General features: G+C 43.9%; 21 protein-coding genes and 1 pseudogene. 4 read left to right on the plus strand and 18 right to left on the minus strand.

Annotation, left to right across the window (positions count from 1 at the left end):
* Positions 1-26: 26 nt before the first annotated feature.
* The 7 genes from ACX0G7_RS19120 to ACX0G7_RS19150 all read right to left on the minus strand — a co-directional run bounded on the left by ACX0G7_RS19120 (position 27) and on the right by ACX0G7_RS19150 (position 9,406).
* Complete coding sequence (locus ACX0G7_RS19120) at positions 27-512, minus strand: GDYXXLXY domain-containing protein (RefSeq protein WP_458925124.1); 486 nt, start codon at positions 510-512, stop codon at positions 27-29.
* The gene (locus ACX0G7_RS19125) at positions 499-1,560 is read right to left on the minus strand and encodes a DUF4401 domain-containing protein (RefSeq protein WP_458925125.1); all 1,062 of its coding nucleotides are present in this window, start codon (positions 1,558-1,560) and stop codon (positions 499-501) included. Before ACX0G7_RS19125 ends, ACX0G7_RS19120 begins: the two co-directional genes overlap by 14 nt.
* A 10-nt stretch (positions 1,561-1,570) precedes the next feature.
* Positions 1,571-2,524, minus strand: coding sequence for a DUF2157 domain-containing protein (locus ACX0G7_RS19130; RefSeq protein ID WP_458925126.1), 954 nt, complete (start codon positions 2,522-2,524; stop codon positions 1,571-1,573).
* Positions 2,525-2,636: 112 nt separating this feature from the next.
* On the minus strand, positions 2,637-4,112 hold the full coding sequence (locus ACX0G7_RS19135; protein WP_458925127.1) for a family 43 glycosylhydrolase: 1,476 nt from the start codon (positions 4,110-4,112) through the stop codon (positions 2,637-2,639).
* A 101-nt stretch (positions 4,113-4,213) separates the two neighbouring features.
* Positions 4,214-4,507, minus strand: a complete 294-nt coding sequence (locus ACX0G7_RS19140; RefSeq protein WP_458925128.1) for a hypothetical protein — start codon at positions 4,505-4,507, stop codon at positions 4,214-4,216.
* 281 nt (positions 4,508-4,788) lie between these two features.
* Positions 4,789-7,188 (minus strand): alpha-L-rhamnosidase-related protein, encoded by a 2,400-nt coding sequence (locus ACX0G7_RS19145; protein WP_458925129.1) that lies wholly within the window; start codon positions 7,186-7,188, stop codon positions 4,789-4,791.
* Positions 7,189-7,270: 82 nt separating this feature from the next.
* A complete protein-coding gene (locus tag ACX0G7_RS19150) occupies positions 7,271-9,406 on the minus strand; it encodes a hybrid sensor histidine kinase/response regulator (protein WP_458925130.1) in 2,136 nt (711 codons plus the stop codon).
* Between the two features lie 103 nt (positions 9,407-9,509).
* Here ACX0G7_RS19150 and ACX0G7_RS19155 point away from each other — a divergent pair, with 103 nt between their 5' ends.
* Together ACX0G7_RS19155 and ACX0G7_RS19160 are read left to right on the plus strand one after the other, a co-directional pair.
* Complete coding sequence (locus ACX0G7_RS19155; protein ID WP_458925131.1) at positions 9,510-9,884, plus strand: Hpt domain-containing protein; 375 nt, start codon at positions 9,510-9,512, stop codon at positions 9,882-9,884.
* A 2-nt stretch (positions 9,885-9,886) separates the two neighbouring features.
* Complete coding sequence (locus tag ACX0G7_RS19160) at positions 9,887-10,576, plus strand: LytR/AlgR family response regulator transcription factor (RefSeq protein WP_458925132.1); 690 nt, start codon at positions 9,887-9,889, stop codon at positions 10,574-10,576.
* A 1,686-nt stretch (positions 10,577-12,262) separates the two neighbouring features.
* Here the strand turns inward: ACX0G7_RS19160 and ACX0G7_RS19165 are convergent.
* The 8 genes and pseudogenes from ACX0G7_RS19165 to atpG form a co-directional block, all read right to left on the minus strand.
* Positions 12,263-12,451, minus strand: a complete 189-nt coding sequence (locus tag ACX0G7_RS19165; RefSeq protein WP_458925181.1) for an MBL fold metallo-hydrolase RNA specificity domain-containing protein — start codon at positions 12,449-12,451, stop codon at positions 12,263-12,265.
* 135 nt (positions 12,452-12,586) lie between these two features.
* Positions 12,587-13,665 (minus strand): annotated as a pseudogene (locus ACX0G7_RS19170) (MBL fold metallo-hydrolase); the annotation flags it as partial.
* 26 nt (positions 13,666-13,691) lie between these two features.
* Positions 13,692-14,177 carry a hotdog family protein gene (locus tag ACX0G7_RS19175; protein WP_458925133.1) on the minus strand — a complete coding sequence of 162 codons (486 nt, stop codon included), beginning with the start codon at positions 14,175-14,177 and terminating at the stop codon, positions 13,692-13,694.
* 227 nt (positions 14,178-14,404) lie between these two features.
* The gene (locus tag ACX0G7_RS19180; RefSeq protein ID WP_458925134.1) at positions 14,405-15,238 is read right to left on the minus strand and encodes a ferritin-like domain-containing protein; all 834 of its coding nucleotides are present in this window, start codon (positions 15,236-15,238) and stop codon (positions 14,405-14,407) included.
* 10 nt (positions 15,239-15,248) lie between these two features.
* A complete protein-coding gene (locus ACX0G7_RS19185; RefSeq protein WP_458925135.1) occupies positions 15,249-15,956 on the minus strand; it encodes a ferritin-like domain-containing protein in 708 nt (235 codons plus the stop codon).
* Positions 15,957-16,589: 633 nt separating this feature from the next.
* Entirely contained in the window at positions 16,590-17,834 is a 1,245-nt protein-coding gene (gene lysA / locus ACX0G7_RS19190) for a diaminopimelate decarboxylase (RefSeq protein WP_458925136.1), read from the minus strand.
* Between the two features lie 92 nt (positions 17,835-17,926).
* Positions 17,927-19,561, minus strand: coding sequence for an SMC-Scp complex subunit ScpB (gene scpB, locus ACX0G7_RS19195; RefSeq protein ID WP_458925137.1), 1,635 nt, complete (start codon positions 19,559-19,561; stop codon positions 17,927-17,929).
* Between the two features lie 21 nt (positions 19,562-19,582).
* A complete protein-coding gene (gene atpG, locus ACX0G7_RS19200) occupies positions 19,583-20,467 on the minus strand; it encodes an ATP synthase F1 subunit gamma (RefSeq protein ID WP_458925138.1) in 885 nt (294 codons plus the stop codon).
* Positions 20,468-20,761: 294 nt separating this feature from the next.
* Between atpG and surE the strand changes: the two genes are divergently transcribed.
* Positions 20,762-21,604: a 5'/3'-nucleotidase SurE gene (surE, locus tag ACX0G7_RS19205; RefSeq protein ID WP_458925139.1), complete on the plus strand. Its 843-nt coding sequence runs from the start codon at positions 20,762-20,764 to the stop codon at positions 21,602-21,604.
* Complete coding sequence (locus ACX0G7_RS19210; protein WP_458925140.1) at positions 21,604-21,900, plus strand: hypothetical protein; 297 nt, start codon at positions 21,604-21,606, stop codon at positions 21,898-21,900. Before surE ends, ACX0G7_RS19210 begins: the two co-directional genes overlap by 1 nt.
* A gap of 15 nt (positions 21,901-21,915) precedes the next feature.
* Here ACX0G7_RS19210 and rfbD read toward each other — a convergent pair whose 3' ends face one another.
* From rfbD to rfbB, 3 genes are read right to left on the minus strand one after another with little or no spacing between them, the layout of a single operon-like run.
* Positions 21,916-22,797 carry a dTDP-4-dehydrorhamnose reductase gene (gene rfbD, locus ACX0G7_RS19215; protein WP_458925141.1) on the minus strand — a complete coding sequence of 294 codons (882 nt, stop codon included), beginning with the start codon at positions 22,795-22,797 and terminating at the stop codon, positions 21,916-21,918.
* 37 nt (positions 22,798-22,834) lie between these two features.
* Complete coding sequence (gene rfbC, locus ACX0G7_RS19220) at positions 22,835-23,389, minus strand: dTDP-4-dehydrorhamnose 3,5-epimerase (protein ID WP_458925142.1); 555 nt, start codon at positions 23,387-23,389, stop codon at positions 22,835-22,837.
* Positions 23,390-23,422: 33 nt separating this feature from the next.
* On the minus strand, positions 23,423-24,484 hold the full coding sequence (gene rfbB, locus ACX0G7_RS19225; RefSeq protein WP_458925143.1) for a dTDP-glucose 4,6-dehydratase: 1,062 nt from the start codon (positions 24,482-24,484) through the stop codon (positions 23,423-23,425).
* Between the last annotated feature and the right edge of the window lie 13 nt (positions 24,485-24,497).

Raw genomic sequence — 24,497 nt, forward strand, 5'->3', positions numbered from 1 at the left:
TACTCCAATTCAATAAACATACTCTTTTACTCTATTTGCTTAAGGTGTTCGTCAAACAGGCCTATGAGAACAGTTTCACCGTTTGAATCCGCTTTGAGACCACCATATTTAGCAACTGCATATTTCTCTGCCTGCCCTTCCTGGAAGAAAAAGGACTCAGCACCAAGATTCAGGCTCCAGGCACCCATACTATAGCGGATGGCATATTCACCGGCAATAAGCGGTGTTATATTTTCCTGTATCCTGACCCTGTCGGCCACTCCATCCGATCTCAGTTTCACCACTACATATCCCCGTGGCAACACACTATCCGCACTGATCCCCTGCGATATTGCATACCTGAGTGTCATATAATCACCCTGCATTAAGGACCTTGGATCAACCGGGGCAAGTTCAAGTAAAATCAGTTTTCCATCTTTCAACAGGGACTCCTTACTCAATACTGACCTGTTGAAGAAAAACAACAAAACCAAACAGTTCAACAAAATGATGATCCACTTAAGCTTTGACATTTGTCACTAATTTTTTTATGGTCACTAAATAAATAAGGATGAATAAAAGCCCGCTACCCATCAGGAAAAAGGATTTATATAACAGGCTATATTCAAGGTCGTAATAGTACTGGCAGATAAAATATATCAACCCGGCAACGCCTAAGATAAACGCACCACGATGTTGTACGAAAAAGCTCAGCAGGATAATCAACAGGCATCCGGCAATGGCGGGCGCAAGAATGGTGGGCATGAACATAAGGAAGGCAACTCCATAAATGAGTGCTTTATCATCGCGCTTACTGACTTTAAGTACGGAGGCCAGTCTGAAAGCAACATACACCAGGGCCAGTATCATGGCCACTGAGGTGACCAACACAAAGTATGGATGAGTAGAGATGAGGCCTTGTTTTCCTATGAGAATCAAACCGGCCAGGAACGAGATAGCCATGCCTGTGCGGACCGGTTGGTAGAGCTTTGCGATTTTATCACCGGCTGATATAAAAACCGATTCATGAAGGAACAGGTAAACGATGACCACTACCTGTACTATCAATAACAAGTGGATCAGGTTATTATTACGACTTAATAAAATCATTGCAAGCAGACTGCCGTTAATGACGAGCAGGGCGATCAATGAAAAAATATAGTTTTGAATGATAACCAGGGTGATGAGGCCAACGCCAATAAAAACCAGGCAGAGCTGTTGCTCATTCAAATGCATTGAACCAAGGCCGATACCCATCAAAAACAAACCAACCAGGTAAAAAGATATACTTGCTGTGTCAACTATAAGATTGTCAAATTTTTTGTTAACGCCAACTGCTGCAATCATGGAGACCACCCCAAAAAAAAGCATACCGGTTTCTGATTCGTACAATCCTGCGACAAATAGAAACGCAAGAAAAAAGAGGCTTGCCGCAATGCCACCAAAGACAGACAAAACCTTTATTGCAATCCCGGATTTACCATTGTTTTTCTGATCCTGGTATTGGTCGAGGATCTTGTCTTCGTCAATAACGAGCGGCCGGCCGGCAGTTGCTTTCAGTTGATACAGCGTGTGTATCATAATGTTTATCTTATTCAACTGCCCATTTTTTTTGTAATGAAATCAAATTTCGTATGATCAGCGTAACACTGACAATAACAAACACAAAAGTCAGGAAAAACATACCCCCGTCTGTGCCGAGGTTCAGCAAAAGATCCGAGATAATGATTACTACGCTGAAGGGGATGATCGATAGGTAAAATGAACGTCTTTTTTTAATGGAGTAGATAATACCTGCAAAATAACCCAGGATTGTCAGTAAAACCAGGACAGCAAACGCCGGGTCTGATGGCCCGAAGATACCGGCCGTTATACCAACGGTCGCACACAGGACCGTTGCAAGCGCAAGGGTTTTGATGAACCAGGAAGGCATTTTCAGCAGGCGGTTTGATTCGGTCAGCGTGATGAAGATAACCAGGGCAGCCAGGTTGATTGCAAAAACCAGTGAATAAACAAATGCAGTACTCCAGTTACCCGCTACCTGTTCGGAATATAAAACAACTGTGGTATTGATCAGTATAAGATATAACAACCATAGAGGTGCGAAGCCGGCAACTACCACCCAAAGTGTTATGGAAAGGGTCCACCCGAGGAAAAAATCATATGCATTTGCACCCGTCTGGTAAATCTGGCCGAAGACAGCAAACAAAACACCCACAAGTACCGAAGCGCCGGTGAGACAGATATTCTTGATATCCTGCTTCAGTTTTGTAAAAAGCACCAGTGCAGTGGTCACAACAATGAGCAGCTCTATCAGTCCTATCTTAGAAAATTTACCAAGCGAATTCCAGTTGTAAGCAAAAAACATTACAATACCTGCTGATAGAAAACCGACGCCAAGACTCATGAAAAATATGCGTAGAAATTTTTTCCAGGAGGCTGCACTAGTATATACATGCTCTGCCAGCAATGAATGAATTTCCGTCTTCGTCAGATCGCTGTGACGACTGATCAGGTATATATCGTCCCGTTCTAGCTTAGCCATGAATATTATCAATTATTTAGTCTGTAATTAGTCGCTATCATTTAGCCTGGCTGAGATTCAACTACACACGGAATGCAGGTAATCGCTCATCACAAACGATGCTGACTAATCCTTAATTGCTGGAAATCCGGCACCAGCTAAAACGTGCGGGTTCCGTCGGCTTCCCCTGGTGAATGATTCCGGGCCTTGGTGCGCGATCCCACTGCTTTGTATAGGTTACGTCCAGGCCCTTTTCCGGCTTAGCGCCAACGCTCACCTCGTTCCATTTTTTACCGTCAGTAGAAAAGAAAAACTTAAGTATCCGCCCGTAAGTTACAGCCATTTTCAGCCTGACTGATTTTGCAGATGTCAATGTTAGTGTTTTCAAGATTTCTTTTTTATTGTTATTATTTGACCATACAATAAGATCGTTACCCTTCAGACCGATCCCTGCATTACTGTTATCATCACCATATAACACCAGGCCCTTGAGTGAATTATTTACGTTAGAGATCTCAGTACTTATTTCGTAATCCGGAACAATCGTCCTTACACATAATACTGTACCGCTCTTGTTGCCGGGTTTTACGTTTCCTGATAAACTCAAAAATCCATCATCAATCTTTGCTGCGAGGTCGCTGTGCCTGAAATCCCATGACCATTGCAATGACAATTTTTTTTCATTGAAGTCATCCCTCCATTCACTCTTAAACGTTGTTGAAGCAGGGCCCGGTTGTGTGAAAGACGGCCAACCCTCCGGGTCATTCCATGATATTTCAGAGATCAGCGCTTGTCGCCCGGTAAATACATTGTATTCCTTCTCATATCCATGATAGATAAAAAACCAGCGGCCATCAGGTTGCAACACCGGTGTACCATGCCCCGTACACATCCATTGACCAGCTTCGTGTAATACCGGATTTTGTGCATAATCTTCAAAAGGCCCGGTGACTGATTTTGACCTGCTCACCCTCAGGTTATAATCACAGGGTACACCGCAACAACTGCCTGCCGAATAGAACAGGTAATAGTAATCATTACGTTTTATCATGGACTGCCCCTCAAGCCCCTTGCGAAGAAAATCTTTTTTTATAGAGACCGGCTCACCGGTAAGTTTCAGTCCATCTGCAGAAAGTTTCGAAGAAAGCAATTCGATAGGGCGTTTATCCAGACCGTAAGCCTTCCAGGTCACATATAATTGTCCTGAATCATTGAATACAAATGCATCAATTGCTTCTTTGCCAGTCCTGATCAGAACCCCTTGATCCGTGAAACCCGATTCAGGATGATCGGCTGTGGCAACACCAATACAGGATATCCCATTGGTATCACGCACGGTATAGTATGCATATACCTTGTTATTATGATAGAATAATTCAGGTGCCCAAAACGAAGAAAGCATCCATGATTTTTTCTCCGGGAAGATATGTGCCACCTGTTTCCAGTTCAGGAGATCGCTGGAAACATATACCGGGAAATGAGGCGCCCATTCAGAAGATGTACCTGCGGCATAATACTTATCACCAACCCTTATTACTGATGGATCCGCAAAGTCACCCCTGATAACAGGGTTCAGTGTATCGGCCGGATTAGCTTTAAGGCCTGCCATGCAACCTGAGACAATAATTGAAAGAACTAAAAAACTACGAAGGCACCGGATCATAAATATGGTTTTAATAACCAAATTTAATACTTGCAATTATGGAATCACTAATTCATCCTTCCACCTAAAAGGCCAGGCAGTAATAGCAGGAACATGTAAATAATAAGCAGGCCTACCGGTGTTGCCATGATAAGTGTTGCAATCTTCAGATGGCCCGTGAAATAAAAGATGAGACCTGATACAAAAATTACCAGCCCCGTGATCATCACGTATTTGATGGACCCGGAAGATGATTCAGGTCCGCCGTTGTAATTCTTATAATAGATGTTGATAAAACCATTAATGATGTAAAGGTTGCCTATGAAGCTGATGATGGTAGCGATCCAGAATATTATTTTCATTTGTTTCTATAAAGAACAAATATAGGATCAGCGGAAGCCCTTGTCCACGGGTATACTTGTAGCCTGTAGGTTATTTTGAGTAATCAACCGCCGGCCAGCGGAGTATTGGTTAAATCTGCGTTCCAACCCTTGGAGCACTCACTGGTTAAATCCGCGCCCCAACCCTTGGAGCACTCATTGGTTAAATCGGCGTCCCAACCCCCCGTGCAATCATTGGTTTAATCGGCGCCCCAACCCCGGGAACAATCATTGGTTAAATCGGCGCCCAACCCCCGGCGTAATCAATTGAAACTGACCTGTTGTTTTCCCCCGGTCAATTTCACCTCTTTACCGTTCCAGACAAACCTGCCGCTAGTACCTGCCGGCAAGGTGACACTGCCTTTCAGGCCATTAGTGTTTTGCCTGGTGAACTCCACTGATATAACGCCATCCGGATGTGGCATTGAAGCAACGACGTTATTTAGTTTGCCGGGTGAGGGCTGTATAAGTATCTTGCTGAAACCGGGAGCATCGGGAACGATCCCACATATCGTGGCGAAAAAATCATAATTGGGGCTTGCGCTCCAGGCATGACAGTCACTCCTTGTCGGATCAGGGTTTTCGGCGAACGTGGTGAGACCGACTGCAAGCATATCTCTCCATGGCTGTAACTGCTCATAGTAGAGCTGTGACAGTCCCGCTTTTTTCAAGGCGATAGTCAGGTAAAAGCGGTAATAGAAGGTTGCCTGGCTCAAAGAAGTATCCGTGAGTACCTTGTTCATCACCGCCTTCATTTTATCTGCGGGTACCGAGCCCGTAATTACTCCCATGATACTCGCATGCTGGCTGAATGTTTTCTTCTGCGGCGTGTTGGCCATTACTCCCTTCGCTGCGTCAAAACATTGCTGATACACGGCGGCGGAGATCTTATCTGCCAGGGATCGGTAATGCGAGGCTTCATTTTTCTTGCCGTAATATTCAAAAAAGGCAGCTGCCTGCCTTAAGGTATAAACATACTGAAGCGAAATCACGGACGAGTTCCCGTCTGTCGCACCATCAGGCACGCCATTCGCAAATGCTTTGTTCCAGTCAGTAAATCCCCACCATTTCATTGGACCAAGCATGGACTTATTGGTGTCAAGATTTTTTTCATACCAGTCAAGAACACCCTGCACACCAACCAGGAATTGTTCCAGGAACTTTGTGTCTTTACGATGCATCCAATAATCATAGATCATAGTAACCCAGTAAAGAGAAAATGGCGGAATCACCTGCAGGCGGTTACTCGGATAGCGGCCCTGGGTGAGACCTTCCGGTACCCGCGAATGGAAGAAGTCGAGCAAAGCTTTTCTCATCAACCGGTCATCACCCGTAACATACAACGAGATCAACGACTGTATCCGTGTATCACCCTCATACTGCAACTGTTCGTAGTAAGGGCAATCGTAATAAGTTTCACCGGCACATAATCTTGCTGTTCTCCAGCCTACGTCCCAGATCTCTTTTAAAGATTTATCATTGCTTGTAAAAGTGGCCACTTCTTTAAATGGATACCCGGTATACATACCATAAAGATCGTCTAATACAAGTGGCTCATTAGCGGTAACTATGTCTACCTGGATATAGCGGTATGTTCTCAGCCACAATGGCCGGAACAATCTTTTGTTTCCACCATCTGTCCTGAATATATCAAAATTGCCCATCAGCTCTTTGCCTTCAATTGAATCACGGTGGCCCTTTACCCGGTTTTTAAATAATGATTCAGCATAGGTCAGGGTCACAGATGAACCTTTTCCACCGGATAAAATCAACTCCGGGTAAGCGACGGTATTAAAAGACTGGTCAAGCAGTATCGAAACTTTTTTATTCGCAGGAATTGTGATAGGTTGTTTACCTGATTGAATGCTGCTTGTGTAGGCCGCTATTATATTTGCCTGCTTTTCATTATCCACGCCGGTAGTTCTTCTCACCATATCGATCCTTTGGAGCCTCTCTTCCATCAGTGGGATGTTGCGCGGCTTAAGCGTCCAGATATTATCCGTTCCATAGCCCGCCGGCACTGGGGTAGTTATCGCCACCGCATTTTTCCAGTTACTATCATCGAACTGTTGTTGCTCCCAACCCCAGGGATATTTGCTACCATCCACATCATCACCGGGACCAATGACCATATAGGAGCGTAACCTTGAACCATTGTCCTGCGAACAGGGTGAATACGACAGGTTCTGTATGACCTTCCACTTATTGTTTGTATTGACCACTTCTTCTGCCGGTCCGTTGCCCTGTACCACCAGGCCGGTTTGATTGGAGATCTGTGCCACGGGTGCATCCGTTCCCATATTCCATACAACTGCCGCCAACAGGTTTTCACCTGCCTGTAAAAATGGTGCTATATCGATCGTCTCAAAATACCAGTTATACAGGTCGCCCCTCGCCGGCCCGTTACAAACCGCCTTACGATTCACAAACAAACGGTAACGGTTATCCGCCGTTACGTGTATTATAAATTGGCCCGGCTTTGCATCCAAAGAAAATGACTTCCTGAAATGAAAGATGCCGTAATCCCGTTTAGGAGCACCAGGGCAGGATATCCACGATGATTTCCATTGTTGTTTTAACAATACAGGATTTACGGTAAGATCCTGTGCGGCGACAAATTGAATGACTGATGCGAGAAAAAAGAGGATGGTTAGTCTTTTCATAAGCTGATGCAATTGTACCCGGTAACGGGCTTTGTAAAGCTAACCGAAAATATAAAAGAAAGAATGACTAACTCAATTTTACTCAGGCTCTTTTTTCCATGAGCAATACCGATATTTTGCCATGAAGATCTTCGGGCCGGAATGGTTTGGGTACGAAGTCGACAAAACCTTTCCTGAGCAGATCCACCTGCATGTTATCATAAACAGCGGCAGTAAAAGCTATGGCGGGAATGGAAGGATCAATTTTTCTTATCTCCCTGAGAGCAGTAGCACCATCCATCTCAGGCATTTCAAGGTCGATCAGTAACAAATGATAGTTACCCGAACGAAACAGATCAACAGCTTCGCGGCCGTTTGTGGCTTCGCCAACCTCGATGCCCCATTTATTAAGAAAGCGTTTTGCAATTGACATGTTTACCGGGTTGTCCTCAGCAATAAGAACACGGGTGCCGGGCATAGGAACCAGTTCACGTGATTTACCTTCACTGATGTATAACCGCCGGTTTTCATTGATTTTGAGCTCCATGGTAAAATGGAAAGTACTGCCCTTTCCTTCTTCACTCTCCAGGAAAAGATCACTATTAAACTTGGTAACCAGTTTGCGGGTAATTGCCAGCCCAAGCCCGGTTCCACCATATTTACGGGTAGTATCAAACTCAGCCTGCGTAAAGCTCTCAAATATCTCCTTGTGTTTATTCTTCGAAATGCCGATACCGGTATCTCTTACAATAAACTGAACAGATGCCTTAGTGCTCGAAGCAAATAGTTGTCTCGCAGCAAGGGTAACCGTTCCGGATGCCGTAAATTTGATAGCATTTGAAAGGAGGTTACTCAGCACCTGGTTAAGTCGTGTTTCATCTGTAATAAGTTCCTGGTCAAGTTTATCATCGATATCAATGATAAATTCAAGGTTCCTTGATTTCACCTGGCCCTGGAATTGTGAAGCGATCTTCTGAACAAATTCCTTCATGTTGACCGGCGCTTCTGCAAGCTGCAACTTGCCCGCTTCAATTTTTGAATAATCAAGGATATCGTTTATCAACATCATCATATGCTCCGAAGAAAACTTGAGTATGTTCAACTGTTGCCTTTGTGAGGGCAAATGTTCCTCACTTAGTAACAAATTAGACGCACCGATGATTCCGTTGAGCGGTGTACGCAGTTCATGGCTCATATTGGAAAGAAACCTTGACTTCGCCTTACCGGCTACTTCAGCTTTTTCTTTTGCTTTCATCAACTCGAAACCCGCCAGCTTTACCTGCGATATGTCCAGGATACTGATCTTTGTATACCTCGTATCCTTATGTATAAAAGGAACAACGCTCACATAACCATAAAACCTGCGGCCCGCAATAGTAGTGAAAGACAGCTCGCCCTGCCAACTTCGCGAATCAGCGTTCACTGATTGTTCAATAGAAGTAAACTTCGCGATATGATCCTCATCGAACCAATTTTCAATATGTGTCCCCTCTATATCCCGGCTGTTCGCAACTTCAAATAGTTCAAGCGCCCTATGATTACAATTAGCTATGATATTTGACTTACTGAAAATAATAAATACTCCATCCAGCGAGGTATTGAAAATGGTATCTCCGAATCTTTTCTCCTGGTAAATGGCGAGTTCATTATCGTTATTTACCCGTAGGATCGCATATGAAAATATGATGGTCACCAGCATGGAGATGATAAGACTACTTCTTGACAAACGCAGGTAAAGAAATTCATTGATCGCCTGTATATTGTTTGTATATGGGCTGACCTTAAGACAGATGAGTGCTGAGAAGACAGTAATGGCATAGATTAACAGCAACTCGCCGAAATTTCTACGCATGCTAACCACAAATGTGAGCGCAAGAAAATACGGGAAAAAGAAAAGGTATTCCCCCGCGCGCAACCCTTCCACATAGCTTATCACTATGAGGTAGAGGTTAACATTTACAACGCAGATTATCCGCGCAATCTCCAGTTGCCGTCTTGAACTGAAATAAAAAGCCAGCAGGAAAAAATAAGCTGAAGTGATATTTATCAGCGCACTTATATAGAGTTTATTGTAGAAATACGATATAACCTGTAGGAAATTTACGAGCAATGCCAGTATCACGAACTGGTTCAGGCGAATGATCTTCTTTCGCTGGTCCCTCGAGACGTTGGCGTCAAGACCGGAATATATTATATCCCGGTAAATTGACCATCCCAGATATAATAATTTTGCTTTCATAGAGTTTATGGATTAGAAACGGTATCCGCCAGGCAAGGGTAAACTGGTTACGTGATAACGCAAAACAGGTGTAAGTATTTCCCCGGAAAACAATTATTGATTTATGTCATTCAATTTTAATCCCAAAATCGACCGGGATTTCATTACTTCGATGTACGAAGACGACTATCCGTATATCTGTGAAGTATTTGCAACTACGCTTCGACAGTTGGTCCCTGATATCGAAATCGTCAAAACCGCATTCAACAACCAGGACATTGTAAGTCTCCGGAAACAAGTACATAAAATAAAACCTGCTTTTGGTTTTGCAGGATTACGCGATATTGAAGCGCTTTGCCAGCAATTCGAGGATGCTTGCGTTACCGCAGGTTCTACAACAGCTCTGGCAGACAAATACACCATCCTGATTATAACACTGGATGAAGGATGTAAGATCATTCAACAAGAGATTGAAAAATTAAAAGTATTTAATAACTGATCATGAGCCTTAGTTGTATCATAGTGGAGGATCTACAGGTCGCAGCCGATTTCCTGAAAAAATGCTGCGAGAAAAGCGGTCAGGTGGAAGTGAAAGCCCATTTTCCGAATGTAAGCGATGCATTGGCTTATCTCAATGAAAATTCTGTTGACCTGCTGTTTCTTGATGTCGAAATGCCCGGCGCCACCGGCTTCGATCTGCTCGACCAGATTGCATACTCACCAAAGGTGATTCTGACGACCTCTAAGCCAGAGTATGCGTACGATGCGTTCGAATACAATGTCACAGATTTCCTCAAAAAGCCATTTACCTACCAACGTTTTATTGAGTCGCTCCTGAAAGTAACCGCACATGCCGACAGCACCCCCGCCACCGTCAGCATTGATCATATCTTTATCAAGACGGAAGGAAAACTTGTGCGCCTGAACAACGATGACATACTTTATATCGAAAGCATGGGCGACTATGTAAAGTTTGTGACAACAGATAAAAAATACATCACACACAATACGATAAAGAACCTGGAAGACAAGGTTAACAAGGAAAACTTCATGAAGGTGCACCGCTCCTATATCATCAACATCAGCAAAATCGATGATATCCGGGAGAATGATCTCTACATAAAGGGTAACGAGATCCCGGTTAGCAAGGCACACAAGCCTGAAGTAATGAAGCGGCTGAACATCATCTGAACCAACGTTTCATAGGTTCATCGGCAAAAGGGTTCCATTCATCGGCAGAAAATTCCCAACGGGCTAATAAACTTCAGATACTTCAATCCTGTTCGCATCTTTACATCATCAGACAGGCGTGAAGATTTGAAGTTTGAAATGTTTTTAATCCCTACCCTGCCTTAACCCTTGAACCCTAAACCCTGAACCCAAACAATTTCAAACTTCAAATCATCATTCCTCTCGGAATAACAAAATTTTCTAAACGTATAAGCGACGGTTAATCTGGAAATCAAAATCCGACTGAAATAAGTAGGAAGTCCGTACTCTATGAAAACTAAATGCTGAACTATTAGGTTCACCATTCCAACCACGAGATTTCAACTTACCGGAACCGGGCTCTTAGGAGGTCCGGTTTTTCAATTTCCCCCCTTTCTTCATTGCGGCGTTTTAACTGGTTTGAGATGGCGGTTGATTTTGTCCCGCAAGTGCGGGGGCGTTCACTTGGTATCTCACGGCGCCGGATGGGCCTTTCGGTGGTCTGATTGGCCACTGTGATTCCTCCCGCGGAATAGCGTTTTATTGCTGGTCCCGACTGTTCGGGAGGAATCGAAGGTGTCCAATCAGCCCACCTCAGGCCCATCCTCCTTCGTTCCAACTGACGTTCTCTGGGGGGGTGTATGACACCAGCACTATATTCTTCACCATTCACTTATTGCGGGCGATTTGAATCGATGGCTGACAAAACCAACAAACTGTTCCCAAAGGAGCGAAGAAGTGCTAAAGAATGTTGCCGCTAGGGAAGAAGCGGACGAAAACGGCCCAAAATTAAGTGCCAGGCAGTGGGGAGGCTACGGACAACTTAAGGATATCCGTACAATTTGGACAAAAATCGTTGGAAAACAGACGTTGGTCGAATTAACTATGATCCTTTAACAGAAATTTTCATCTTTGAAGAGTAATCCAAATGATCCTCTGAATATCCACCCTGATCGCACCCTTTTCCAATCCTTTGTAAAGCCGAAACAAAACCAGAACACCAAAAAGTCAAATCCTTCAAAAACACAGATTCTACTCCTGAAAACCAAATTTCCAAATCCTTCGAAACAACCCAACCAATCCTGAAGAACTGAATCCCTGAATCCTTTGAAAACATCAACCCAATCCTGAAAAACCAAACCGATCCATCCTAAGGAAAAACTGAACCAATCCTGAAGAACCGAATCCCTGAATCCTTTGAAAACATCAACGCAATCCTGAAAAACCAAACCGATCCACCCTAAGGAAAAACTAAACCAATCCTAAAAAACCGAATCCCTAAATCCTTTGAAAACATCAACCCAATCCTGAAAAACCAAACCGATCCATCCTAAGGAAAAACTAAAACAATCCTGAAAAACCAAATCCCTGAATCCTTTGAAAACATCAAACCAATCCTAAGAAAACGAGTCCAGCCTTCCTAAGAATCAAACCACACCAATCCTGAAAAAAAAAAAACCAGATTAGTGCCGTTATCAACAAGATCAAAATCGAAAACCACCCCAGCCCTATCGATGAAAATTTGACTCAAAAAGATTATGATCCAAAGAATGTGAAAAACTGCCCTGAAGGACAGCTTTTATCTTTTTAGATATGATTAGCGTGGACGATTCTACGTAAGAGAAAACACAGTGCGGGCTTGTCTTAAACGTTGACCCAGGTTTAAATTTACCTCAATACAACTTCCGAATGACGAACAGGAATCTGTACATCGTTGAAACCTTTGTTGAGTATTCGTTTTCTGAATAGCTGTTGTACATCCGGCTCACCATGCACGAGGAATATGGTCTTCACTTTGGAAGGATCCTGGGATGATATGAACTCCAGTAAATCTTCGTAATCCCCGTGAGCACTCATACTGCGCATTGAACCGATTTCAGCATGAACCTCATGCTTGACTCCGAATATGCCAACCTCTTTCGCACCAGCAATTAGTTTCCCGCCTAACGACCTTGGCTCGCAATAACCGGTGAACAGTATGGTATTGTGACTGTTCTCAATATTATTGCTGATATGATGTTTTACCCTCCAGCTTCAGCCATTCCGCTTGATGATATTATCACACAGGGATCACTCAGATAGTTAAGCATCTTAGACTCCTCGACATCTTCAACAAAGCGTAGCCCCCGAAAACCAAAAGGATCGTTATCGGTCAGCAGAATTTTCTGAATTGTACTGTTGAAGTATGCAGGATACTTCTTGACTACGGCTGTCGCTTCGAGACTCAGGGGACTGTCTACAAAATAGTTCAGCGGGGGCAGATTGCCTTCAAGTTCAAGCTGATTCAGTGCGAACAATATTTCCTGCGTGCGACCCACACTGAACGCAGCCATAATGAGTTTACCCCGCCGCTCAATACAGGTCTTTCGGATCCAGTTCAGCAATTCATCCGGCGTTGCAGCAAATGTATTGTGCAATTTGTCGCCATAGGTTGACTCCAATAATATATAATCGGCCTGGGCAAATGGTTGTGGTGAGCGAAGTATCACATCACGGTACCGGCCCACGTCCCCGCTGAAAGTGATGTTTGTTTGCCGGCCATTCTCAGTCACCTGCAGATGAACTGCAGCACTGCCAATGATATGCCCCGCATCGGTGAAAAGCACAGAAACATATTCATCAATGCGGTGCCAGATGCCGTAATCGACCGATTCGAACAATTCGACCGCCGCTTTTGCATTTTCAATATTATAAAGTGGCTCAAGCAGAGGGAGACCTTTCAACTTGCGGCTCTTATTGCTGTAACGTATATCACTTTCCTGGATATGCGCAGAATCTTCCATTAAAATCCCCGCGAGATCAAGGGTGCCATGAGTCGAGAAGATTTTGCCATTGAAGCCATCCTTCACTAATTTTGGTATCAGGCCGCTATGATCGATGTGCGCATGTGATAATATAAGGTGATTGACTGTTGCAGGATCAAATCCCCAGTCCAGGTTCATACTATCGGTATCTCTTCCCATGCCCTGGAAAAGTCCGCAATCAAGTAAATATTTTCTACCATTATCTAAAGTGAGGAGATGCTTTGAACCCGTAACGGTCTGGGCAGCACCGTGAAAGGATAACTTCATATATGCGTGACTGTTAGATTATAAACTCAGGACGATCTTCTTTTGAACGACCATGTAATGAAAAATTCGGCTACAAGCTCGCCTTTTTGATTGACACCTGTAGATTTCGCTCTGAAACTTACGGGATCACCCGAATCAACTGCGCGCTGAATATGTTCCCGGAGCTGATCTCCGTCGTTACAAGTGAAGGAAGTAAGACCATCGGCCTTTTTAAAATAATTGCCTTCGAGGTGTACCACAAGCATAGACACCGCTGGTTTATGTTTGTAAACATATGCCATCGCCAATGATCCGGTACTCATCTCTCCTGCCATTGCGAGGCAGGCAAAATATGTTGACCGGAAAGGGTTTTGTGAGAACCATTTGTAAGGAATAGTCGCGGTGCAATGATGAGCATCCATCGACTTAATACGCAATCCGGAAAAGTATGCGCTTGGGAGCCTAGAAAACAAGAATAACCTGAACTTAACCGGGTGATTCATCAGCCTGATAAATTCCTCATTTGCTACCATAGTCAATATTGCTTTTTGCGATCTGCATACATTAATCATCTTTGCCAGATCGGGATGGTCAAATCCGGTAAATACAGAAATCTAAATGTAAATGAATTTCACACCCATACCAACAAAAAAAGGGCCTTACCTGCGTAAGACCCTGGATATAATTCTGCGTTAGAATTAAAATTGTTATACCTATATAATAAGACCCGAGAGTTAACTCTGCGTCAGGGTGAATATAGTTATGCCCTTATAAAAGGTCTGACGATGGCCAATACTGCCTCTTTGCTCAGACCTTCGTCAAATGCTTCAGAAGCTGCGTTAGCGGAGATGGCCATTCCATTGATATTGGTGATCTGGATAGTAGCCTGAGTGGTATTTTCTTCACCGTTATAACTGGCCTGCACGGCGGAACCTATGCCTGAAGTATCCTTACCGGTTATCCATGGTTTTGCGTCTCCAAAATTGTTGGCTTTACGCATTGAACGGATGTGAGCAGCATGTCTTGCCTCCACCGAATGAATATTCAACGCCGCAGTCAGCAGGTCGCCACCTTTAACAAGTTCGGCCGCCCGTCCTTTATATGCGCGCACTCCGGTATCCTCAAACACCTGTGCGACTGCCAGGAATGTAGGATAGCTGGTAAACACGTTTGCGAATGCACCTCCTGCTGTGAAATCAAAAGAAGGTTTTGCAACCGGTGTTCCACTTGCTGCTCTGATAGCATTGGTAAGAAACACAACGTGAGCCGATTCATGTTTGCTTATGGTCTCAATGGCTCCTCTTGCTGCTCCGGCGGGAATCGGCGCCTGGGCCAGTCCCATCGTATAGAATTCTGATTCAAGATACTCAAGCGTGAGTGCATAATTGAGAATTTCAACGGCGGTCTCAAGTGTTCCGGTGGATCCTGCATATGCCTTTTTGAACATTGAACCCAATGCCAGAGGGATAGCAGTTAAAGCAAGTTTGCCACTAAACCTGGCAAAGTTTTTCATTGCCGTTCTGCGGGTATCGAAACGGTCATACACATCGGCATCTACCTTTTCTATTTCGTGAAATACATTATTAAGATTCATGATTATTAATTTAAGAGGTTGGTAAATTGGATGCGTTGATTTTTGTTTTGATGAATGGAGCTGCAATAGTCAATACTTCCATTGGCATCCTGGATTTATCAAGGCCCATTGCATCAACTACTGTACTATCAGCAAAAGAACCGTTGCTGATAAGGTCGCGGATATATGCGGCATGGCGGGCTTCTACTGATACGATTTTGCCTGCAAGTACGAGATAATCAGGAAGCTTGATGAGTTTACCGGCACCATTGTATGCTGAAACACCAAGATCTTCAAATGCTTTTGCAGTACCCAGTACACTGTCACGCTTTGTAAAATCGATCGAAGAGAAGTTTACTTCGAGTCCCGGAATTGCGTTTGCTGCCAGTGCGTTCTTGAAAAACTCACGGTGGGCAATTTCATGATCACGGATATCAGAAAGCAATGATTTCTCGCCATCAGTCATGCCCGCAAATGGCGTTAGTATAACCTGGGTATAGAACGCTGCTTCAAGTTGTTCTAACGCATATGCATAGTTGAGAATACCGATATCATCCTTTCCAAGATCGACGCCGGAATCCATATTGTTGTCATCGTCATCCTTGCTACATGAGGCGGCAACTGCCATTACGCCGGCTGAGGCACCTGCAAAAAGTAAGAACTTGCGGCGCGATACAGATTGTATCCGGCCATCATTAGGAGCCAGTTGGCTTTGCTGCGGAGAATTGTTTGTTGGCATAAACTGCAATTAAAAAGATTAGTGATAAATATTATGTTGAATTATTACGTAGCGCCAACTAACCTACGAGAGATTTATGATTGCAGATTTATACTTCATTTTGTAACGCTCGTTGCGGATGTTTGTTTGCGTTAAAATCGTTACGGCATGACATTAGTCTTCCGGTCTCTTATTAATCAAACTGTAGCACTAATGTAGATTTAGAATAACCATATGACTTGTTTTCCGAAGGTTCGTAGAACATATGCCCCAATTATTGAGGTGATTTTTTTAAACAATTTATTTTAAGGAAAATAATCCTGATCTATTACATGTTGCCCTTATTTTATGCTATAGTAGTAGCTCCAGTGATAAATCAATCACCAGTTTGTAAACCGACATGGATGATATGCGGTCTGCAATTACACAAAGTCAGTTAGTAAGAAACGGGGGCAGACATTTAATGAAAGTAATGAGAAGAGTGTGTGCACATAATGGACAACAAAAGTTCATCGACAAAACAAACTTTACAACTCTGGGATATACACAAAGTGGTGGTTGAAGTTGCAGCTTAGTTTTGTTGAACAACTAATGCTTGTGGAAAGTAAGTTTGTTGATAAGAATTTTTACAACACAGTCGGTACCGGTGGAGTATCAAAATACCTGGTTGCGCAACAGGTCATCCAGCGTATCGCGGGACCTGATCAACCTGGCCTCATTATTCTCAATAAGGACTTCAGCCGGCTTGAAGCGGGCATTATAATTCGAGGCCATTTCAAATCCATAAGCCCCTGCATTATGAAATACGAGATAATCGCCTTCGCGGATTTCACTGATCATCCTGTCGGTAGCAAATGTATCTGTCTCGCAGATATTACCCACGATGGTATAGGGCTTTAACTTACCCGCGGGGTTTGAAAGGTTTGAAATTTTATGATAGGCATCATAAAACATGGGACGGATAAGGTGGTTCAACCCACTGTCGACTCCAACAAATTCCTTGACCGATGTCGATTTGATCACATTCACACGGCAAACAAAATAACCGCTGTCGCTTACTATAAACTTACCTGGTTCGAACCAGAGTTCTAGCTTTCTGCCTGATTTTGCCTCGTATGCCTTGTGGGCCTCTGTAATTTTTTTTCCCAATAAATCAATATCAGTGCCTTTATCTCCTTCCTTATAAGCCACCTTGAAGCCGCCACCGAGGTCAAGAAATCTTAGTTCAGGAAAACTCTCACTGATATTGTAGAGAAGTTCGATTCCTCTCATGAACACTTCTACATCCTGTATCTCGCTGCCTGTATGTATATGCAGACCGTTGATAAAGAGATTATGTTCGCGTATGCGATCCTGCACGAGATCAAGCTGATCTATTGGTATTCCGAACTTGCTGTCCTGGTGGCCGGTGGAAATCTTCAGGTTGCCGCCTGCCATGATGTTGGGACGCAGTCTTATGCCAACCGGGTATGAATGGCCAAACTTCTGACCAAACTTCTTTAGGTTAGAAATACTATCAATATTGATATTGACGCCAAAAGCTGCCGCCTGCTCAATTTCCTCGAAAGCTATGTTGTTGGATGTATATAGGATATTTGATGGCTCAAAGCCTGCCATGAGTGCAATCTGAACTTCGTTCACGGAACTGCAGTCGATGTTACATCCTATGCTGCGGATATATTTAAGTATGTTGAGATTGGTCAGTGCCTTACTTGCATAAAAGAAAGTTGCGGGAGCTTCAGCAAACGCGTTGGTCAGCTTTTCGTACTGCGCCCTGATGGTTTCAGCATGATATATGTAGACGGGACTTCCGAATTTGCGGGCCGCTTCTATCAATAGTTCGGAACCAGGTCCGGATTGAGTAGCTATGTTGACTTCCTGTTTTGCTATTGCGTTCATTGCTGGTTATATGATCGTCTTTGGGTACTGCTCAGTGTGCTTAGGCATGCTGCCTTTTTGAATCGTGATCTCCCATCTTCTGCTGAATTGCCTTATTTGTTGCGGTCCTTCATATCGTCGGCATCATCGTCGTCGGCATCATCGTCGTCGTCGGCATCATCTTTTGCGCCTTCGTCAGCATCATCTTTCTCGTCATCGTCGTAGTCAGCACCTTCTTTTTCGTCATTGTCGGCGTCAGCACCTTCTTTTTCGTCATTGTCGGCGTCAGCACCTTCTTTTTCGTCATCATCATCATCGTCATCTTCATCATCTTCATCCTCTTCATCATCATCTGATCCTTCTTTCTTTACACCGCTATCATCGTCGTCAACCAGATCTTCTTCTTCAATGGTCGTGTCTTCAATCACATCCTCCTCATCATCATTAGTCTCATCGTCGGTATCTTCGTCAATATCCAGATCAGTGTCTTCATCCACTGTTATGTCATCATCTTCAGGTTCACCAGATTCGTCCTCAGCCAGGTCATCATCTCCGCCAATCTCAGAATCATCCCCAGACTGATCGGATTTTTCCGATTCAAAGTCCACTTTTTCTTCTTCTTCTTCTTCTTCTGCTGCTGCTGCTGCTGCTTTTTCTGCTGCTGCTATCTCAGCCTCTGACACTTCGGTTGCAGATACTTCGGTTGCAGATACTTCCGTTTCTGATACTTCAGTTTCTGATACTTCAGTTTCGGACACTTCAGTTTCAGAGACCTCGGTTTCACCAGACTCCGTTTTACCAGACCCGGTTTCACCAGACCCGGTTTCACCAGACTCAGTTTCACCAACTTTGGCTTCAACGACTCCGGTTTCACCCAACGCATCGTGGCGCGGATCCACATCCTCGTTGGCGTTTTTATCCTGGCTCGCTACCTGATCCGTGATCGCGTCTTCATCCCGGCTACCCCCCTTATTCCCGCTCTCTTCTTCCTGGCTCTCCCTGGCGTTGTCAGCCTTAAGGCCTGTATGTTGGGTTGAATCTGAGATCCTCTTATCTGCGTCTTTATTTATTCTTGCAGTTGTCAGCTCACCGTCTTGAGTGACCGCGAGCAATTCATTATTGCCTGAACCTTCCTGTTCAGGTTCGTCACTGAGCGTAACTCCCTGCCCCCCGTCCATTACGGTCGGGCTGACCATCGCTTCATCAAAAATCTCTTTAAGCTTCGGAAGATCATCGGGTGAATTGATTCCGAAATAATCCATGAAGGATTTGGAAGTAGCATAAACAAGCGGATGTCCCGGCATTTTCTCATTACGGCCGGTAATCACCACCAATTCTTTCTCCAGCAGGCGCTGAATGGCATAATCACTGCTCACACCCCTGATGGCCTCGATCTCGCCTTTTGTTACGGGTTGTTTGTAAGCAATGATCGACAAGGTTTCCAGTGCTGCCGTCGACAGTCGCTTAAGAAACTTCTCCCCATTAAGCTGGGCAACAGTTTTATGATATTCCTTCTTCGTAAGAAACTGCAGCCCGCCCCCGCTTTCCCTTACCTCGAAGGGATAAAACTCTGAACGGTACTTTTCAACGATGCCGTCGACCGCCGTCTGAATTTGTTCGAGTGTAAGTTTCTCATCCATGAAGCCAAAGGCATTATTCGCAAGTTCAGTGAGTTCCATAGCCGTTAAAGGCTTATCACTTGCAAATATGAGGGCTTCAATATGCGGTATGATGTTTCCGATTTCCATATGTAATATGCAGGTGGTTGATTAACCCTGCAGTGCAGCAGCACCGCTCACGATCTCTGTAAGTTCAGTTGTGATGGCAGCCTGACGCGCACGGTTATACGAAATCTTGAGACTTTTGATCAGTTCATTGGCGTTTTCGGTAGCCTTATCCATAGCCGTCATTCTTGCACCATGGTCAGAAGCATTTGCATCAAGCACCGCTTTGTATAACTGTGTGTTCAGAATTTTCGGCATCAGTTCAGCGATTAACTGTTCCTTTTCCGGCTCAAAAATGAAATCGACTTTTTTAGCGCCTTCTTTTGCCTGGATCTTTGGGATCGGGAGGAATCTCTCAACAGTAAATTTCTGGGTAGCTGCGTTTTTAAACTCGCTGTAAACCAGTTCAACCACATCAAATTCCTTTTTTTCGAAGGCCTTTACCGCTGCCTGGGAACAGGCCTGCACAGATTCAAAATTCAGCTTTAAAAATATATCCCTATAGGTAGGGTCAACATTATACTTGTTTTTCAGGAAATGCTCATACCCCTTTTTACCGATTGTCCAGATCACCACATTGCCTTTTGCGGCCTGGGTGGTGTACCTTTCACGGATGGCTTGTTTTGCCATTTTAATGATGTTCGCATTATAGGCACCACACAAACCACGATCTGAAGTAATAACGATCAACAATACTTTCTCAATCGATCTTTCAACGGCCAGACCGGACCCGCCTGCACTACCGTCTGAATTGCTCACGATATTACTGAGGACTTCCTGGAGTTTGCGGGCATAAGGACGCATCTGGACAATATTGTCCTGGGCTTTACGCAGTTTTGCCGCACTTACCATTTTCATTGCCTTGGTAATTTGTTGCGTATTCTGAACGGATTTTATACGGTTACGTACTTCTTTTAACTGGCCTGCCATAATTGAATAATGATGGTACTTAAAGTATTGAATGGATCAGAGAATCAATTTAACTCATTGACTTTGAATCATGTAGATATAACTGCTTCAAAGGATGTTTAAATCGGATGCAAAGGTAGCAGAAAGGCAGCAAACTTCCATTAATATAGGCCCAAATTTGAAGGTGCGCGGCCGCAGTCAGCCTGCCAGATTACCGCCTAAAAAACTATTTTGAACTTAGAAGGGACAAAAGCACTTGCAATCAAAGGATTAGGATAAATTTAGCCCCCGGATTGCAATATCCGTTAGTAGAATATGGCAAAAGCAAAGAAATCGACTAATCCGCCCGCAGCAAAGTCATCCCCCGTGAGCCGCAAACCCGCAGTGATGAGAGAACCGCCCATCATACTGGTAACCAACGATGATGGTATTACTGCGCCTGGTATCAGGAACCTCGTGGAAGCGGTGAAAGGACTCGGTAAAATTGTTGTGGTGGCGCCGGACAAACCGCAGTCGGGAATGGGTCACGCCATAACGATAGGACACCCGCTGAGATTACAAAAGGTGGAGAGTTTTGGAGATGTGGAAGCATGGTCTTGTTCGGGTACCCCTGTGGATTGCGTAAAACTGGCGGTCGACAAAGTACTACAAGGCAAACCCGATATATGTCTGAGCGGGATAAACCATGGAGCCAATCATTCCATTAATGTAATCTATTCCGGCACCATGTCGGCGGCGATGGAGGCAGCAATCGAAAGCATCCCCTCGATAGGTTTTTCGTTACTCGACCACAGCATCGATGCGGACTTTACCGGTGCCAGGAAATATGCGAACCTGATCGTAAAGGATATGTTGAAGAGAAAGCTTGATCAACACCTGTTGCTCAATGTGAACGTTCCTGCCGTTGACGTAAATCTTATCAAGGGCGCAAAACTTTGCCGGCAGGCTTATGCGAAATACCAGGAAAATTTTCTCGAGAGAGATGATCCGAACGGCAGAAAGTATTTCTGGCTCACCGGCGAGTTTGTAAATTTTGATAAGGGAAAGGACACAGATGTTTGGGCGCTTAAAAATAACTATGTGAGCGTGGTGCCCGTGCAATTTGACCTGACGGATTACGTTTTAAAAACCAAATTTGAAAAAAACTGGAAACTCTGATGTTTAAAAGAAACGAACTCCGATTCGGTCTTCTGCTGGGATTTTTAGCCCCCGTCCTAAGCGTATTCGGCTATTACTTCATAAAGTATTATCCTACATTTTCATTCGGGGAATTTATTGCAGGACTGCGCTCTAACAAGGCCCTGATCACAGCGATGACCATCCCGTGTCTTCTTTTGAATATAGTCCTGTTTACTATCTATATCAATTCAAAGAAAGATCAGACCGCGAAAGGCATTTTTGCAATTACACTGGTATATGCGATCCTGTCACTGATAGTGAAATTTACAGCTTAGACCTGTGTTTGATTTTTAGACCGCACCGAGTTTTTTCAGGCAGATATCAAGACTTTCCTCCCAACCTGGTATTTCCAGCCCATAGGTGTTGCGGATCTTTGAAGTATCGAGCAACGAAAATGCAGGTCTTTTTGCCGGCGTCGGAAACTCCGCTGTTGTGATGGCTTTTACCCGGCAGGACTGGTTAGTTTTTGACTTTATGGCCTCTGCGAAATTGAACCAGCTTATCCGCCCACTATTACTATAATGATACAAACCGGGCGTCCAGGATCTCTTATTCCCTGAAGTTTTATCGACAATGTCAAGTATCGCGCGTGCAAGATCAGTAGCGAAAGTCGGTGCGCCGACCTGGTCATGAACAACTCCAATTTCCGGCCTGTCCTTCATCAGCCTCAACATGGTCTTTACAAAATTGTTTCCGAATTCTGAATAAACCCAGGCAGTGCGGATGATGATCGATTCCTCATTTTTTTCAAGCGCAAGCTTTTCTCCCACGAGTTTTGACGCTCCATAATTATTTACCGGATCAGTGAGATGATCTTCCGAATAGGGTTCTGAAGACAAACCATTGAAAACATAATCAGTGGAAACATGCACAAAAGCTGCACCTGCTTTTTTCGAAGCTTCGGCCAGTATACCAACAGCTTTTCCATTTATGTCAATAGCACCCTCCTTGTCGCTTTCAGCTTTGTCAACCGCGGTATAAGCAGCAGCATTGATCACATATTGTGGCCCGAACGATGCTATGGCTGTATTTACAGCGGCTTCATCATCAATGGACACGGTATCACGGCCGGCAAAAAGAAATTCAAACTGCGGGTAATCACTGCTTATCGCTTTAAGCGATTGCCCCAGTTGCCCGTTCGCACCTGTTACAAAAATTTTCTGCTTTGCCATGCGTTTTATTTGGATTTTGACCTGAGTTTTATTTCGGTTAAAACTCGAAGTTTACCTGTATGTCGGAAAACCTGCTGTTGGTTTTATCCTTATCAGATATGATCATCTTATCGGCAGGAATCTGCCAGTCAATATTCAAATCGGCGTCGTCGAGCAGGATGCCTCCCTCGGATTGCTTGTTATAAAAATTATCACATTTATATAATACTTCCGCTGTTTCACTCAATACCGAAAAGCCGTGAGCAAATCCTTTTGGAATGAACAACTGTTTCTTATTTTCAGCTGAAAGCTCAATTGAAAACACCTGCCCGTAGGTAGGTGAATTTTTACGTATATCAACGGCTACGTCGAGGATATTTCCAACCAGTACCCTCACCAGCTTTGTTTGTGCATATGGATTCTGTTGATAGTGCAACCCACGAACAACACCATACCCGGATTTTGATTGATTATCCTGTACAAAATGCTCAGTGATGCCCTGGGCCTGGAAAAGTTTCTCATTATAAGACTCGAAGAAAAAGCCGCGGCTGTCGGCAAAAACTGCGGGTTCAAAAACCAACAACCCGGGTATAGAAACTTCAGTAAAAGGCATGAATTATTTTGATTTCAGAATTACAAAAATGGGTTATCTCCTCGTATACTGATCATCATAATAATGCTGATAATCTCCAGAGGTTACATGTTTCATCCAATCTTCATTTTGGAGATACCATTCAACAGTTTTTTCGAGACCTTCCTCAAACTGCAGCGAAGGCTCCCACCCAAGTTCTTTATTCAGTTTAGATGCGTCGATGGCATAACGCATGTCGTGCCCTGCCCTGTCTTTCACATAAGTTATCAGGCCGGCAGAAGTGCCGGGCTCTCTTCCGAGCTTCTCATCCATAATCTTACAAAGGAGGTGCACAAGGTCAATATTCTTCCACTCATTAAACCCACCAATATTGTATTTTTCACCGTGGCGTCCTTTGTGAAAGATAGTGTCAATCGCCCGGGCATGGTCCTCAACAAATAACCAGTCACGTATATTATCTCCCTTACCATAAACAGGCAAAGGTTTATTGTTTTTGATGTTGTTTATCATCAGCGGGATCAGCTTCTCCGGAAAATGATGTGACCCATAATTGTTTGAACAATTAGATACCACAACCGGTAGCTTGAATGTATGATAATAAGCCATCACCAGGTGATCCGATGAAGCTTTGGACGCTGAGTATGGTGACCGTGGATCATAAGCTGTTTCTTCCGTGAACAAGCCTTCGGCACCAAGTGATCCATAAACCTCATCAGTGGAAACATGATAAAACAATTTGTTCTTCATGTCGTCCTTCCAGACCTGGCGGCAGATATTCAAAAGATTAGCCGTGCCCATCACATTTGTTTTTACAAATGACAACGGATCGATGATCGAACGGTCAACATGGCTTTCAGCTGCAAGATGAATAACTGAATCAAAATTATACTGATCGAAAAGACTGAAAATTTTCTTTTCATCGGTTATATCTGCCTTTTCAAACTTATAGTTAGGCGCGTTCTCAACGTCTTTAAGATTTTCGAGATTACCGGCATAAGTAAGCGCATCCACATTCACCACCAGGTATTCAGGGTATTTATTAATAAATAACCTTACTACATGTGATCCGATAAATCCGGCGCCACCGGTAATCATTATGGTTCTTGAAGTTGTCAAAAGAATTGTATTT

This window comes from Flavitalea antarctica (assembly GCF_054461535.1).